This window comes from Auraticoccus cholistanensis (assembly GCF_009742705.1).
Lineage (GTDB): Bacteria > Actinomycetota > Actinomycetes > Propionibacteriales > Propionibacteriaceae > Auraticoccus > Auraticoccus cholistanensis.
In genome coordinates, this window is record NZ_WPCU01000004.1 from 600,429 (window position 1) to 614,708 (window position 14,280).

Consider the following 14,280-nt stretch of genomic DNA (forward strand, 5'->3'; position numbering starts at 1 on the left):
GTCCTACCGCCGGACGGTGCCCGGGCACAAGCACCGCGGTCCCGCCACCCCCGGGTGCGGGCCGGCGCCCGGGGCCGGACGGGGCCCTGTGGTTGACTTCCCCGGGTGACTGCCGCGCGGCCTCGCCCCGGGTCGCGGCCGAGCACCGGACGCCGGCCGCCGACCGTGCTGGCGCTGGCCGGTGCCGCCGTCCTCCTCCTGCTGCTCGGGCTGGGCGCCCGGCTGCCGGCGGAGTCGCCGGTGACCGCCGTGCCGGACCTGGCCCCGCGGACCGTGCCGGCTCCGACGCCGGCCGCGCCGCCCGCGCCGCCGCCGCTGCCGCCGGGTGCCCCGCCGCAGCCGCCGTCGGAGACCGCGCAGGCGGTCGGTGACGTGCTGGTCGGCCTGCTGGTCGTCGTCGGGGTGGCGCTGCTCGTGCTGGTGCTGCTGCTGGTCGCCCGCGTGGTCGCCCGTCGCCCGCCGCTGCCGGAGGGGATCGACGACACCGAGCCCGCCGTGGTCGACCTGGCCGAGGTGGAGGAGCTGCTGCGGCGCAGCCGCTCCGAGATCGACCTCGACGGTGACGTCAACCGGGCCGTCGTGAGCTGCTGGCGCGGCCTGGAGGCGCTGGCGGCCGACGCGGGCGTCCCGCGGGGGGCCAGCCAGACCGCCCGGGAGTACGTCGTGGCCGTGCTGACCGACGCGCAGCTGCCGCAGGGCCCGGCCGAGCGGCTCGCCGACCTGTACGAGGCGGCGCTCTTCGCCGGCACCCGGCTGCCGGAGACGTCGCGGACCGCGGCCCTGGACGCCCTGGCCGAGCTGCGCCGTGCCGCCGCGCAGGGGAGCAGCCGGTGAGCGCGGGCGCCGCCGGGACGGCCGTGCCGTGGCGCCGGCTGGCCGTGCGGTGCTCGGTCGCCGCCGCCGCCGTGGTGGCCGGCGGTCTGGTCCTGCAGCTGGTCGGCGTCGGGCTGAGGCTGCCGTTCCTGGTCACCCTGGTCGTCGCGGCCGTCGCCGCCGGCTGGCTCACCTCCGTCGTGCGTCCCGCCGTGGACCCCCCGCCGTCGCCGGAGCCCGACCCGCCCGGCGTGGTGACCCGGGAGCTGGACCGCCGGGTGCGGGTGCTGGAGAAGCACCTGTGGGGGGTGCAGCCCCAGCACGGCATGAACCGCGCCGAGGTCCAGCAGACCGTCGCCCGTGTCGCGGAGGCGCGCCGCCCCCGTGACGCACCGCTGCCCCCGGCGCTCGCCACCTACCTGTCGTCCGAACCGCCGCCCACGCTGACCCGCCGGCAGCTGCGGGCCCTGCTCGAGGAGCTGAACCGACTGTGACCACCGACCCGCTGACCACCGCCGCCGGACCGACCAGCGCGCCCGGACCGACCAGCGCGCCCGGACCGACCAGCACAGGACCGACCAGCACCGGACCGACCAGCACCGGACCGACCAGCACAGGACCGACCAGCACAGGGGGGCCGATGAGCACCGCCGAGGCCGCGGCCGCCTGCGCGCGGGTGCTGGACCAGGTCGAGCGGGCCGTGGTCGGCAAGCGCCGCGCCCTGGAGCTGGTGCTCACCGGGGTGGTCGCCGGCGGGCACGTGCTGCTCGAGGACTTCCCCGGGCTGGGCAAGACGCTGGCGGCCCGCAGCTTCGCCCAGGCGCTGGGGCTGGACTTCCGGCGGGCCCAGTTCACCCCCGACCTGCTGCCCTCGGACCTGACCGGCAGCTACGTCTACGACCAGCGCCGGGCCGAGTTCGACTTCCGTCCCGGACCGCTCTTCGCCGGGCTGCTGCTCGCCGACGAGATCAACCGGACACCGCCCAAGACGCAGGCCGCGCTGCTGGAGGCGATGCAGGAGCGGCAGGTCACGGTCGAGGGCGTGACGCACCCGCTGCCGCGGCCGTTCCACGTGCTGGCCACCGCCAACCCGATCGAGACCGAGGGGACCTACCCGCTGCCGGAGGCCCAGCTCGACCGGTTCCTGCTCCGGCTGCAGTTCGGCTACCCCGAGCCCGAGGAGGAGTGGGAGGTCCTCTCGCGGCGGATCAGCCGTCGCGCCGAGGAGCAGCGCGTCGACGCCGTGCTCGACGCGGCGGGGCTGGCGGCGGTGCAGCAGGCGGCGGAGGACGTCTTCTTCCACCCCGAGGTCGGTCGCTACGCCATCGCCGTCACCACCGAGACCCGGCGCGACTCCGCGCTGCTGGTCGGCGCCTCCCCGCGCGGCTCGCTGGCCCTGCTCACCTGCGCCCGGGCGCACGCGCTGATCCAGGGCCGCAGCTACGTCACCCCGGCCGACGTCAAGGCGCTGGCCGTGGCCGCGCTCGCGCACCGGGTGACCGTCCGCCCAGAGCTGTGGATGAGCAACGTCACGGGCGAGAAGGTCGTGGCGGCCGTGCTGGACCGCGTGCCGGTGCCCACCGAGTACTCCCCGGAGCCCTGATGGAGCTGCGCCCCGCCACCTCGCTCGTCCGGGCGGCGCTGCTCACGGGGCTGTCCGGGCTGCTCGTGCTGCTGACGCACCGGGTCGAGCTGCTGGTGGTGGTGGCGCCGTTCCTGACCTGGTGCGCGCTCGGCGTCGCGCGCCGCCCGGCCGGCCCGCTGCCGACCCCGACGAGCGAGCTGGGTGCGCACCGGCTGCACGTCGGGGAGGTGGTGGAGCAGCGCGTCAGCGCCCCGGGGTCCGGGCTGCTGCTCGAGCTCGACCTGCCCGCCCCGGCCCGCGGCGAGCTCGACCCGCCGCTGGGGGCGGCGGTCGGGGTGGAGGAGGCCGTGGTGCGGGTCCGGCCGCAGCGCTGGGGACGTCACCTGCTGCAGCCGCGCGAGGTCCGCGTCAGCGACGACTGGAACCTGTGGTCGGGCTCGTGGACGCCGCCGGCCAGCAGCCTCACCGTGGCCCCCGGCCGCGACGCACCCGGCGGCGGGGAGGCCATCCCGCACCCGGTCGGCCTGGTCGGCACCCACCCCAGCCGCAGCCGCGGCGAGGGCAGCAGCCTGGCCGAGGTTCGCCGCTTCCAGGTCGGCGACCGGCTGCGCCGGATCAACTGGCGGGTCACCTCGCGCACCGGCGCGCTCCACACCAACGCCACCACCGCCGACCGCGACACCGACGTGCTCGTCGTGGTGGACACCCTGGCCGACCTGGCGGTCACCGACGAGGAGGGCAGGAGCACCTCCGACTCCAGCCTCGACATCACCGTGCTGGCGGCCGCCACCGTGGCCGAGCACTACCTGCGGCTCGGCGACCGGGTCGGTCTGCACGACCTGGGCTGGGTCATCGGGTCGGTGCCGACGGGCGCCGGGTCCCGCCAGCGGGCGGTGCTGGTCGAGCAGCTGGCCGGTGCGTCGGTGGAGCGCATCGCCCGCAGCCGGCTGCAGCGGATCCGCCGGGTGCGGCCGGGGTCGCTGGTGGTGGTGTGCTCCCCGCTGCTCGACCCGGACGTCCTCGAGGAGGTCCTCCGGCTGGTGCACCGGGGTGCGGCGGTGCTGGCCGTGGACACCCTGCCGGCCGGGCTGGGACGGCTGCCGTCCCGCGCCCGCGGTGCTGGCGCGGTGCTCGACGCGCTCTCGGGCCGGTTCCGCGCCCAGCGCTTCTGGGACGAGGCGTGGGCGCTGCGCCGGCTCGAGCGCGATGTCGAGCTGGCCCAGCTGGCCCGGCTCGGGGTCCCGGTGGTGGCCTGGCAGGGGATGGAGAGCCTGGCGCTGGTGGTGGCCGCGCTCAGCGCCGGCCGGACCGCGCCCCGGCTGGCCCGCGGCAGCTCGGTGGGAGGTGGCGCGTGATCGGGCTGACCGAGGCCCTGGCCGAGCTGGTCGAGCGCGTCCGGCGGCTGAGCCGCACCCAGTGGGCGCTGCGCGGGGTGATGCTGCTCAGCGGGCTGCTCGCGGTGGCCGTCCTGTGGACGCTGGCACCGGTGGCCGTGCTCAGCGTGCCGGTCCTGCTGCTGCTGGTCGCCGGCCTGCTGCTGCCCCGCGGGCACGTCCCCACCGGGTTCGCGGCGGCGGTGGTGCTCTGGTCGGTGGCCCTCGCCGACGCCGGGGTGGTGGCGCTGGTGCCGGTGACCCTCGGGCTGCTCGGCTGGCACTGGGCCGCCTCGGCCACCGCGGTCGGACGCCCGCACGCCCGCGTCGGACGGGGCGTCGTGGCCCGGCTGGCCGTCCCGCTGGCCGCCGCCGCGGTGTCGGTGCCGGTGGCCGCCGTCCTGGCCGGGGTGCTGGCCGGGGTGCGGCTGCCACCGGCGCTGACCGCCACCGGCGTGCTGGTGTGCCTGCTGGTGGCCGCGGTGGGGCTGGTGCTGTGGCCGGCCGGGCGGAGCAGCCGGGACTGAGCCGGCCGGGTCAGAGGCTCAGCCGGGTGCGGGGACGCAGCACGTGGGCCAGCACGAGCCGGGCGCGGCGCCAGCGCGAGGGCTGCCGGGGCGTCCTCGTCCAGGTCCGCGGGGCCGCGGCGCGCAGCACCTGCAGGTCCTGGGCGAGCCGCTCCCGGTCGCGGTCCACGGGGGAGGGGCCGAGGGTTCCGTATCGGTTCGTCATGGCTCCAGCCTCTGTCCCGCCACCCTTCAGCACCAGCGAATAGTCCTTCACAGTCGTGCAGCACCGCTGTACGGTGAGCGCATGGTCGACGTGTCACGCCTGCGGGCGTTCCGGGCCGTGGTGGCGACCGGCTCCGTCCAGGCTGCGGCCGTCTCCCTGGGCTACACGCCCTCGGCGGTCAGCCAGCAGATCGCGGCGCTGCAGCGCGAGACCGGGCTGGCCCTGTTCGAGAAGTCGGGCCGCGGCATCGTGCCCACCCCGGCCGGGGAGCTGCTCGCCGCCGAGAGCGACGCGGTGATGGGTCAGCTGGCCCACCTGGACGGGGTGGTGCAGGACCTGGCGGCCGGCCGCTCGGGTCAGCTGACCATCCGCTCCTTCCCCTCCACGGGCGAGGCGTGGCTGCCCGAGGTGGTGCGGCGGCTGCTGGAGGAGCGCCCGGAGGTGTCGGTGCGGGTCGACCTCTCCGACATGGTGACCCCCGCCGACCTGGACTCCGCCGACATCACCATCCACACCGACGCCACCGGTGACGCCCGGCCGGGCGTGCCGGGTGTGCCGGGGCGGCGGCGGGTGGAGCTGGCCCGCGAGCGCTACTTCGCGGTGGTGGCCACCGACCACCCGCTGGCGGACCGGTCGGCGGTCTCGATGGCCGAGCTGGTCGAGCACCCGTGGGTCCAGGAGGACCTCGGCGAGACGGTCTGCGGGGAGATCCTGCAGCGGGCCTGGCGCCAGGTCGGGCGCACGCCGCACATCGTCGCCCGGACGTCGGGGCACCACAGCGCCATCGCCTTCGCCGCGGCGGGCATCGGGCTCTTCGTCGGGCCGTACCTGACCGTGGCCCGGCTGGGGCCGCAGGTGCGGGTGCTGGCCATCACCGACCCCGCGCCGCAGCGTCTCGACGTCGCCTCGGTGCGCCGGACCTCGGAGCGCAACCCGGCCACCCGGCGGGCGCTGGAGCTGCTGGCCGAGACCGCCCGCGACGACGTGGGGCTGCACGAGCTCGTCCACTGAGCCCGGCGTGGGCAGCCCGCCGGGACGGGTGCGCGTTGCTAGCCTCCCGGCCATGACGGGACCTGGCGGGGACGACGACGCGGCGCCAGCAGGCGGCGCCCTCCGGCTCGCCCTGGACCCGCGCCGGGTGCTGCTGTGGCTGCCGGCCCTGGTGCTGCTGATCTCGGTGACCAGCCTGCTCAGCCGGCTGCTGGTGATCACCCCCGAGCTCGACTCGTCGGTGCTGCGGGGGCTGTCCTGGCTGGTGCAGGTGGACGCCGAGGAGACCATCCCCACCTGGCTGCAGGCGGTCTGGCTGGCCGCCTGCGCCGCTGCGCTGTGGACGGTGGCCGACGCCGTCCGGGCCCGCCGCGAGCGGTGGAGCCGGCACTGGCGGCTGCTGGCGGCCGTCTTCGCCTTCCTGTCCGTGGACGAGGTGGTGGGTCTGCACGAGCGCCTCACCGCACCGGTGCGGGACGCGCTGGGGCTCGGCGGGGCGCTGTACTACGCCTGGGTGGTGGTGGCGGTCCCGCTCGTGGTGGTGCTGCTGCTGGTGCTGCTGCCCTTCCTGCTGGCCCTGCCGCGCCGCACGCTCGCCACGTTCGTGGCCGCCGGTGCGGTGTTCGTGCTGGGCGCGGTGGGCCTGGAGATGAGCGGCGCGGCGCTGTCGCAGGCCGAGGGCGTGGCGGGCGTGGGCTACGCGGTGCTCGTCACCGTGGAGGAGTTCCTGGAGATGCTCGGCGTGGTGCTCTTCCTGGCCGCGGTCGCCGACCACGGCCAGCGGCAGCTGGGTCTGGTCCCGGGCCCCGCGGCCCGGCGCGCCGAGGAGGGCGCCGGGCTGGCGGGCCTCAGCCGGCGGAGTGCCGGGTGACGAAGTCGGCCAGGTCGCGGCTCTGCTGCAGCCGGCTCGGCTCGTGCACGTACATCATGTGGCCGGCCTCGTAGTAGGCGTGCTCGATGTTGGCCTGCAGCTCGGCCGGCAGCTGCAGGTGGGCGACGACGTCCTCGGCGGCCAGGTGCGGGGTGGCGCCGTCGTAGTAGCCGTAGGCCACGTGCACGCGCAGGTGCGGGTTCTGCCGCATCGCCCGCTCCAGCCGCGGGGTGACGTCGACCGGGCGGCCCTCGAACTCCTTGTACGACCACGGCTGCACCCGGCGGGACAGCTGCTCGTAGGGCAGGTCGTTCTCGTAGCCCAGCTCGGCGCGGACGTAGTGGTTGAAGGCCGCCGCGTACGGCCCGCAGATGGCGTCCATCGACGGGTCGGCGTCCATGTGCTCGGCGATCGCGCTGGCCGCCGGGCCGGAGAAGCGGCCGTCGAGGCGGCCCACCGTGCGACGCTCGTCGCGCAGCAGCTCGCCGAAGAAGCGCCAGTGCTCGATCCGCAGGTCGGCGCGGTCGACGTACTCCTCGCTCAACCCGGTCAGCGCCGCCAGCCGCTGCACCGCGGCCGCCCGCTCCTCCGAGCCCAGCCGGTTGCCGCGGGCGAGCACGTAGGGGTACTCCCGCGTCGCGTAGGCCTCGGCCTCGGCCAGCACCTCCGCCAGCGTCGAGCCCGGGATGCGGCCGTGGTAGTGGGCGATGGCGGCGTAGGTGGGCAGGTACAACGCGTGCGCGCGGTCGTTGCGCTGCTGGTGGAAGTCGATCGAGGACAGGTCCAGCACGCTCGAGATCAGCATGAGCCCGTTGAGGTACATCGCGTGGCGTGACTGCAGGTGGTCGGCCAGCGCGGCCGCGCGCAGGGTGCCGTAGGACTCCCCGGCCAGGAACTTCGGCGACATCCAGCGGCGGTGGCGGTTGGTCCACATCCGGATCACCTCGCCGACGGACTCGATGTCGGCGGTGTAGCCGTGGAAGGCGTCGGGCTTGCCCTCGACCACGGCGCGGGAGTAGCCGGTGGAGACCGGGTCGATGAAGACGAGGTCGGAGACGGCCAGCAGGGACTCGGCGTTGTCGGCCAGCCCGTAGGGCGGCGGCCGCAGGTCGCCGGCGTCGCCCATCACCACGCGGCGTGGACCCAGCAGCCCCAGGTGCAGCCAGACCGAGGAGCTGCCCGGTCCGCCGTTGAAGGCGAAGGTCACCGGCCGGGAGGGGTCGTCGCCGTCGAGCACGTAGGAGGTGATCGAGATCTCCGCCTTGGGCTTGAAGCCCTTGAACGTGCCGTCCTCGTGCACCTCGTCGCGCAGCACGATCCGCCCGGTGACCGCCGTGTAGTCCAGCGTCCCGCCGTCGGTCACCAGCTGGTGCCGCGACGACACCAGGTCGTCGACGGGCTCGGCCGGGGTCTGCGTCGTCGTGGCCGCCGCGCCGGCGGAGGAGGAGGGGGCGGGGTCGGTGTGCTCGCTCACCCGGGCAAGGCTAGCCCCGGCCGCCGACGGGCGTCAGGCCGGTGAGCCCGCGCCGAGGACGGGGGAGAGGAAGACCCAGGCGAGCAGCCCGACGGCGGCCACGGCGCACAGACCGGCCACGAGCTTGTGCAGCTGGCGGGTGCTGGCGGAGCGTCCGGCGTCGTCGGAGAGCCACAGGTTGACCGCGGCGATGAGCAGCAGCACGATGACGGCGAAGAAGGTGTAGACCACCCTGCGATCCTGCCCCACGGGGCCATCCGGCGCCCCGGTGCGTGCCACCCGCCACCTGGCTGCCGGTGATGGGCTAGGCTCGGGGCAGCAGCTCGGCCAGTCTCGCCTCGGGTTGCCGGTGACGTCGAGCTCCCTGCTCCTCCCCTCCCCGAGCCTCGCTCGCGCTGACCGCGTGAGGATGTGTCTGCCGTCCGGCGAGACCTGGAAAGTGACTTCCTCCGTGACCTCTGCCTTCATCCGCCTCGGTGTGCCCGCGTCCCTCGACGCCGTCCTCGCCGAGCGTCAGATCACCACCCCGACCGCCATCCAGGCGGCCACCCTGGCCGACTCCCTGGCCGGCCGCGACGTGCTGGGCCGCGGCCCGACCGGCTCGGGCAAGACCTACGCCTTCCTACTGCCCCTGGTGGCGCGGCTCTCCGCCTCGCGGAGCCCCCGCCGGTCCAGGGCCCCGCGGGCCCTGGTGCTGGCCCCGACCCGTGAGCTCGTCGGCCAGATCGAGGCCTCGCTCGAGCCGCTGGCCGCCGTGGCCGGCCTGCGGACGATGACCGTCTTCGGCGGCGTCGGCCAGAACCCCCAGGTGCAGAACCTGCGCAACGGCGTCGACATCGTGCTCGCCTGCCCCGGCCGGCTCGAGGACCTCATCCAGCAGAAGGCCTGCGACCTCTCCGAGGTCGAGATCACCGTGCTGGACGAGGCCGACCACATGGCCGACCTGGGCTTCCTGCCCGCCGTCCGCCGGCTGCTGGGCCAGACCCGCACCGACGCCCAGCGGCTGCTGTTCTCCGCCACGCTGGACGCCGGCGTGGACGTGCTGGTCAAGCGCTTCCTGCGCAACCCGGTGACCCACCAGACCGACGGCGCGCAGCAGGCCGCCCCGGCGATCACCCACCACGTGCTGCACCTGCCCAAGGAGCAGCGGCTGCCGGTGCTGGCCGACCTGACCAGCGCGCCGGGCCGCACCGTGGTGTTCACCCGGACCAAGCACGGCGCCAAGGCGCTGGCCCGCCAGCTCAACGGCCGCGGCGTCCCGACCGTGGAGCTGCACGGCAACCTGAGCCAGAACGCCCGCACCCGCAACATGGACGCCTTCCACTCCGGCCGGGCGCAGACGCTGGTGGCCACCGACATCGCCGCCCGCGGAATCCACGTCGACGACGTCGCCCTGGTGGTGCACGCCGACCCGCCGGCCGAGCACAAGGCCTACCTGCACCGCTCCGGCCGGACCGCGCGCGCCGGCAACGAGGGCGTGGTGGTCACCCTGATGACCGACGCCCAGGTGGCCGACGTGCGCGCGCTGACCCGCGCCGCGAAGATCACCGCCACCACGACCCGCGTCGGCGGCCCCGAGCACCCGATCCTGCAGGAGCTGGCCCCCGGCGAGCGCGTGCTCGTCGCCGGCGGGCTGGCCCCCGCTGCGGGCTCGGACGTGGCTCCGGCTGCCGCCGGCTCCGGCTCGGGCGGGCGCCGCTCCGGTGGCGGCCGCTCCGGCTCGCGCCGCGGCGGCGGCTCCGGCGGGTCTGCCGGCAGCCGCAGCGGCGGCCCGCGGGGCGGGGAGTCCCGCGACGTGGCCGGCGAGGGGTCGCGCTCGGCCGGTTCGCGCCGGCGCAGCCGCCCCCGCAACGACCGTCACCCCGGTCAGGGCGCCCAGGGCGGGCGGACCGGGGCCGGCACCCCCGGCACGAGCGGCCACAGCGCCTCCGACTTCAGCCGGCGGACCCGCACCCGCTGAGGTCGCCCGGCCGACCGGGTCGCACCTGCGGGTGCGGCCCGTGCGGCCGGTCCGTCAGCGCAGGCGGTGGTAGGACAGCACGGCGTTCCCGCCCGGGAACGTCCGCACGTCGTCCAGGTCGAACTGGGTGGGGGAGAAGGACGAGCCGAACGCGGGCCGGCCGGCACCCGCCACCACCGGGTACCGCTTCACCACCAGCCGGTCGATCTCGTCGAGGAGCACGCCGGCGAGCTGGCCGCCGCCGGCCAGGTAGATGTCGAGCTCGGAGTCCTCGGCCTTCAGCGCCCGGACCGTGGCCAGCGGGTCGTCCGCGACCACCGTGACCGCGGGGTCGGGCGACTCGAGCGTCCGGGAGACGACGTACTGACGCAGGTGGGCGTACGGGCTGGTGATGCCCTCCACCAGGGCGGGGTCGTAGGTGCGTCGACCCATCACGACGGTGTCGAAGCGTCGCAGCGGCTCGTGGTCGCACCCCAGCTGCCGGCGGGGCGCGGTCGGCAGGGCGTCGGCGTACTCGGCGACCATCCACTCCTGGTACTCCGGTGAGCCCCGGTAGAAGTCCAGCTCGTCCTGCGGGCCGGCGAGCAGGCCGTCGATGGAGAGGGCCACGTAGTAGACGAGGTCACGCACGGCACGTCCTTCCGTCGGTCACGACAGGCACGGTACGACGGCTGCCGCGGTCCCGTCCCGCGACACGGCAGACAGAGCGCCGGACGCAGGAGGACCCGCGGTGGAGATCCACCGCGGGTCCTCGTGTCCTCCCGGGGTCCGCAGACCCCGGAGGGGGTCAGTCGTCGTAGCGCTCGCGGCTGCCCGACTTGGCCAGCCCGCGGCTCACCATGTAGCCGATGGTCAGCAGCGTGACGTAGAACCAGGCGCTCTGCGCGCCGAAGCCCTGGCCGTCGTCGCCGTTGTCGGTGACGGCCGCCGCGATCAGCACGGCGACGGAGACGAGCACGTAGAAGATGAACTCGGTCGTCTTGAACGCGGCCTTCGTCTCGGTGGTGAGACGACGGCGGCCGTGCGAGCCCTCGTGGGCGACGCGACCCGGACCCGGGTTCGCCGGTCCGTTCGGTGCGGGAGGGACGGTCATGGTTGCTCCTGAAGAGGTGTTGCCCACCCGGAGGCCGGGCGGTGACGGACCCGGTGTCCGTCTACGGTGTAGATCTACGTTCTAGGTCTACGTTGTAGAGATTCGCAGGGTATGCTGTCGGACGTGTCATCACGGGGGTCGGACGCCGAACACGAAGCCACCACGCGAAGTACCGGGACCAGCCCGGAGCCGGAGTACCCAGAAGTCCGCGGCCGACGCAGGCGGACGCGTCGCGAGCCGCTCACCCGCAGGGTCGTGATGACGGCCGCGCTGAGGCTGGTGGACGCCGAGGGCCTCGAGGCGCTCACCCGTCGTCGCCTCGGCGAGGAGCTCGGTCGCGACGCGATGGCCCTCTACCGCCACGCCCCCGACCGTGAGGCGCTGCTCGACGGGATCGTGGAGCTGGTGCTGGAGGAGCTGGACGCCGAGGCCGACGAGCAGGACTGGCAGAGCCAGCTGCGCCGCGGGGCGCGCAGCTTCCGCCGGCTCGCGCTGGCCCACCCCAACGTGGTCCCGGTGCTGGTGACGCGTCCGCTGCTGATGCCGCTGGGGCGTCGCCCGGCCGGCACGCTGCGGCCGCTGGAGACCCTGCTCCGGCTGCTGACCGCCAGCGGCTTCGACCCCTCCACCGCGCTGCACTGCTACCGGCTCTACGTGGGGTTCCTGTACGGCCACGTCATCAACGAGCTGCAGGCCACCGCGGTCGAGCCGGACGAGACCGACGACCTGCTCCGGCTCGGGCTGCACCGGCTGCCGGCGCGGGAGTTCCCGCTGCTGCGCAGCGTGGCGGGGGAGCTGGCCGGCTACGACGGCGAGGCCGAGCTGGAGATGGGTCTGGACGTGCTGCTGAGCGGCTTCGAGCAGCGGCTCCGAGGTGGGGGCTGACGCCGGCGGGGGCGGCTACCCGGCCGTCGCCGGTCCCCGGCCGGTGAAGGTGCTGGCGAAGCGTCCCTCGGGGTCCAGCTGCTGCAGCACCGCGCCCGCGATCTCGGCCAGCTGGCCGACCTGCTCGGGGGTCAGGGCGTCCAGGACGTAGCGGCGGACGGCGTCGACGTGGCCGGGGGCGCTGGCGACCAGGGTGCTCCAGCCGTGCTCGGAGAGCCGGGCGTTCGTCGCGCGGGCGTCCTCGGGGCAGGGGAGGCGGTCGACCAGACCCCGCTCCTGCAGGCGGCGCACGACGTGGCTGAGCCGGGGCAGCGTGGCGTTGGTGCGGGTGGCCAGCGCGGTCATCCGCAGCGTCCGCCCCGGGGCCTCGGACAGCATGGCCAGCACCAGGTACTCGAAGTGGGTGAGGCCGGCGTCCTGGCGCAGCTGGGAGTCCAGCGCGGCGGGCAGCAGCTCCAGCACGCCGCCCAGCCGCAGCCAGGCGGTCCGCTCCTCCTCGTCCAGCCATCGCGTCACGTGCTCGCCCTCCCGTTGGTTGATTCTTCAACTGTAGCGGCGTACCGTGTTAGTTGTAGAGACAACTTTGTCGCGACGATCAGGGCGAGGAGCGGGTCATGGCACAGCTGGGCACCACCGGCAGCGGCACCACGGGGCAGGCGGTCGCATGAGCCGCTCGCCGGCCGAGCTGCTGCCCGGCGACACCGCGATGGGTGCGGTCACGCTGAAGGTGGCCGACCTCGACGCCATGACCGCCTACTACCGCGACGCCGTCACGCTGGTCGTGCAGGCCCAGGACGGCGACCGGGCCGTGCTCGGCCGCGGTGGCCGTCCGCTGGTGGTGCTCGAGCACGCCCCCGAGCTGCGCCACGCCGGCCCGAGGGAGGCCGGGCTCTTCCACACGGCCATCCTGTTCGAGACCGAGGCGGACCTGGCTGCATCCCTGTACTCGGTGGCCACGCGCCACCCGGGCAGCTTCACCGGCAGCGCCGACCACCTGGTCAGCAAGGCCTTCTACTTCGACGACCCGGAGGGCAACGGCGTCGAGCTGTACTGGGACCGGGACCGCACCCGGTGGAGCTGGGCCCACGGCCGCATCCAGATGGACAGCCTGCTGCTCGACCCGCACCGGTACCTGCGCGAGCACCTCGACGAGACCGCGCTCGGGCAGGCCCGGCAGCGACCGGCCACGGTCGGTCACGTGCACCTGGCCGTGGGGGACCTGGCGAGCGCGCGGCGCTTCTACGTCGACCAGCTCGGCTTCGAGACCACCGCCGAGTGGCGCGGCCAGGCCCTCTTCGTCAGCGCCGGCGGGTACCACCACCACATGGCGATGAACACCTGGAACAGCGCCGGCGCCGGACGGCGACGTCCGGCGCTCGGCCTGGGGCTGGTCCGGATCGAGCTGCCCGGTGCCGAGGAGCTGGGAGCCCTGGGCGAGCGGCTGCGCCACCTGCGCGTCGGGGTCCGCGACGACGGCCGCACGCTGGCCTTCGACGACCCGTGGGCGAACCGGGTGGAGGTGTCGGTCGGTCCCTGACCGTCCGGTGCGTCAGCCTCGGGCCGGTCGCGGCACCTCGACCGTCACCAGCACGGGCCGGTGGTCCGAGGCCGTGGTCGCCAGCACGACCGGGTCCTGCCAGCTGCTCACGCCGCGGCCCAGCACGTAGTCGATGCGGGACCGGGGTGCCTCGGCCGGGTACGTCCAGCCCTCCGGACCGGAGCCGGCGAACGGGTCGGCGAAACCGGCCTCGGCGAGCAGCCGCACCTCCGTCGTCTCGGCGGTGGCGTTGAGGTCGCCGACCAGGAAGCCGGGGCGGTCGGCGGTGCCGCTGGTCAGCTCGACGATCTCGCGCGCCTGCGAGATGCGCTGCTCGGCCCGCTGGTGGTCCAGGTGGGTGCTCCAGACGTCGACGGTGGTGCCGCGGACGTTGATCGCGGCGTGCAGCAGCCCGCGCTGCTCGGTGGGCCGCTCGGGGTAGGGGATGCTGGTCAGCAGGTGGTTCTGCGACTCCAGGATCGGGAACCGGCTCAGGATCGCGGTGCCGTACTGGCGGCGGTGGGTGCTGCCGGGCGCCGGCTCCAGGTCGAGGTTGGCGCCGAAGGTGACGTGCATGCGCAGCCGGCGGGCCAGCCAGCGGGCCTGGTCCACGTCCTCGCTGCGGGCACCGAAGTGGCGGTCGACCTCCTGCAGCCCGACGACGTCGGCGCCGGACTCCTCGATCACCCGGGCCACCCGCTCCAGGTCGAGCACGCCGTCGACGCCGGCGCCGTGGTGGATGTTGTAGGCCATCACCTGCAGCTCGGCCGGCGGCGGCCCCGGCCGCGGCGACGCGCTGGCCGGCAGCGCGGTGAGGAGCAGGGTGAGGGCGGCGGTGAGCAGGACCGCCGCTCGGTGCGCGGTGCTGTGCATGGTGTCCTCCAGGGGGTGTGGGGCTTCCCAGCCTGCACCAGCCCGGTGACACGCGGCCAGGTCCCAGGTGACGTCCCGGTGACCGGTCGGTCCT

General features: G+C 75.2%; 17 protein-coding genes. 10 read left to right on the plus strand and 7 right to left on the minus strand.

Features of this window, described 5'->3' with window-relative positions; translation table 11 throughout:
* Positions 1–105 precede the first annotated feature (105 nt).
* The 5 genes from GC722_RS19175 to GC722_RS05285 all read left to right on the plus strand — a co-directional run bounded on the left by GC722_RS19175 (position 106) and on the right by GC722_RS05285 (position 4,298).
* Positions 106–834, plus strand: coding sequence for a DUF4129 domain-containing protein (locus GC722_RS19175; RefSeq protein ID WP_156608517.1), 729 nt, complete (start codon positions 106–108; stop codon positions 832–834).
* Entirely contained in the window at positions 831–1,307 is a 477-nt protein-coding gene (locus GC722_RS05270; protein ID WP_156608520.1) for a hypothetical protein, read from the plus strand. Before GC722_RS19175 ends, GC722_RS05270 begins: the two co-directional genes overlap by 4 nt.
* Before the next feature lie 146 nt (positions 1,308–1,453).
* Entirely contained in the window at positions 1,454–2,416 is a 963-nt protein-coding gene (locus GC722_RS05275) for an AAA family ATPase (protein WP_156608521.1), read from the plus strand.
* On the plus strand, positions 2,416–3,753 hold the full coding sequence (locus GC722_RS05280) for a DUF58 domain-containing protein (protein WP_156608523.1): 1,338 nt from the start codon (positions 2,416–2,418) through the stop codon (positions 3,751–3,753). Before GC722_RS05275 ends, GC722_RS05280 begins: the two co-directional genes overlap by 1 nt.
* Positions 3,750–4,298, plus strand: coding sequence for a hypothetical protein (locus GC722_RS05285; RefSeq protein WP_156608525.1), 549 nt, complete (start codon positions 3,750–3,752; stop codon positions 4,296–4,298). The genes GC722_RS05280 and GC722_RS05285 overlap by 4 nt, the downstream gene beginning before the upstream one ends.
* 10 nt (positions 4,299–4,308) lie before the next feature.
* On the opposite strand, the gene GC722_RS05290 is transcribed toward GC722_RS05285, so the two are convergent.
* Positions 4,309–4,503 (minus strand): hypothetical protein, encoded by a 195-nt coding sequence (locus GC722_RS05290; RefSeq protein WP_156608527.1) that lies wholly within the window; start codon positions 4,501–4,503, stop codon positions 4,309–4,311.
* Positions 4,504–4,584: 81 nt separating this feature from the next.
* On the opposite strand from GC722_RS05290, the gene GC722_RS05295 reads away from it, so the two are divergent.
* Both GC722_RS05295 and GC722_RS05300 read left to right on the plus strand, forming a co-directional pair.
* A complete protein-coding gene (locus GC722_RS05295; protein WP_156608530.1) occupies positions 4,585–5,514 on the plus strand; it encodes a LysR family transcriptional regulator in 930 nt (309 codons plus the stop codon).
* A 52-nt stretch (positions 5,515–5,566) separates the two neighbouring features.
* Positions 5,567–6,364 (plus strand): hypothetical protein, encoded by a 798-nt coding sequence (locus tag GC722_RS05300; RefSeq protein WP_156608532.1) that lies wholly within the window; start codon positions 5,567–5,569, stop codon positions 6,362–6,364.
* Here GC722_RS05300 and GC722_RS05305 read toward each other — a convergent pair.
* Both GC722_RS05305 and GC722_RS05310 read right to left on the minus strand, forming a co-directional pair.
* A complete protein-coding gene (locus tag GC722_RS05305) occupies positions 6,342–7,838 on the minus strand; it encodes a S10 family peptidase (RefSeq protein ID WP_331714402.1) in 1,497 nt (498 codons plus the stop codon). The two genes, GC722_RS05300 and GC722_RS05305, sit on opposite strands and share 23 nt — an antisense overlap.
* A gap of 33 nt (positions 7,839–7,871) precedes the next feature.
* Positions 7,872–8,069: a hypothetical protein gene (locus GC722_RS05310; RefSeq protein WP_156608534.1), complete on the minus strand. Its 198-nt coding sequence runs from the start codon at positions 8,067–8,069 to the stop codon at positions 7,872–7,874.
* A 220-nt stretch (positions 8,070–8,289) separates the two neighbouring features.
* On the opposite strand from GC722_RS05310, the gene GC722_RS05315 reads away from it, so the two are divergent.
* Positions 8,290–9,798: a DEAD/DEAH box helicase gene (locus GC722_RS05315; protein ID WP_408609291.1), complete on the plus strand. Its 1,509-nt coding sequence runs from the start codon at positions 8,290–8,292 to the stop codon at positions 9,796–9,798.
* Positions 9,799–9,852: 54 nt separating this feature from the next.
* Here GC722_RS05315 and GC722_RS05320 read toward each other — a convergent pair whose 3' ends face one another.
* Both GC722_RS05320 and GC722_RS05325 read right to left on the minus strand, forming a co-directional pair.
* The gene (locus tag GC722_RS05320) at positions 9,853–10,428 is read right to left on the minus strand and encodes a dihydrofolate reductase family protein (protein WP_331714403.1); all 576 of its coding nucleotides are present in this window, start codon (positions 10,426–10,428) and stop codon (positions 9,853–9,855) included.
* A 157-nt stretch (positions 10,429–10,585) separates the two neighbouring features.
* Entirely contained in the window at positions 10,586–10,891 is a 306-nt protein-coding gene (locus tag GC722_RS05325; RefSeq protein ID WP_156608539.1) for a hypothetical protein, read from the minus strand.
* A gap of 258 nt (positions 10,892–11,149) precedes the next feature.
* On the opposite strand from GC722_RS05325, the gene GC722_RS05330 reads away from it, so the two are divergent.
* On the plus strand, positions 11,150–11,776 hold the full coding sequence (locus GC722_RS05330; protein WP_197429816.1) for a TetR/AcrR family transcriptional regulator C-terminal domain-containing protein: 627 nt from the start codon (positions 11,150–11,152) through the stop codon (positions 11,774–11,776).
* A gap of 15 nt (positions 11,777–11,791) precedes the next feature.
* Here the strand turns inward: GC722_RS05330 and GC722_RS05335 are convergent, their stop codons facing one another.
* Positions 11,792–12,292, minus strand: a complete 501-nt coding sequence (locus tag GC722_RS05335) for a MarR family winged helix-turn-helix transcriptional regulator (RefSeq protein WP_331714404.1) — start codon at positions 12,290–12,292, stop codon at positions 11,792–11,794.
* A 148-nt stretch (positions 12,293–12,440) separates the two neighbouring features.
* Here GC722_RS05335 and GC722_RS05340 point away from each other — a divergent pair, with 148 nt between their 5' ends.
* Positions 12,441–13,313 (plus strand): VOC family protein, encoded by an 873-nt coding sequence (locus GC722_RS05340; protein ID WP_156608543.1) that lies wholly within the window; start codon positions 12,441–12,443, stop codon positions 13,311–13,313.
* 12 nt (positions 13,314–13,325) lie between these two features.
* On the opposite strand, the gene GC722_RS05345 is transcribed toward GC722_RS05340, so the two are convergent.
* Positions 13,326–14,186, minus strand: coding sequence for an endonuclease/exonuclease/phosphatase family protein (locus GC722_RS05345; protein WP_156608545.1), 861 nt, complete (start codon positions 14,184–14,186; stop codon positions 13,326–13,328).
* Positions 14,187–14,280 lie beyond the last annotated feature (94 nt).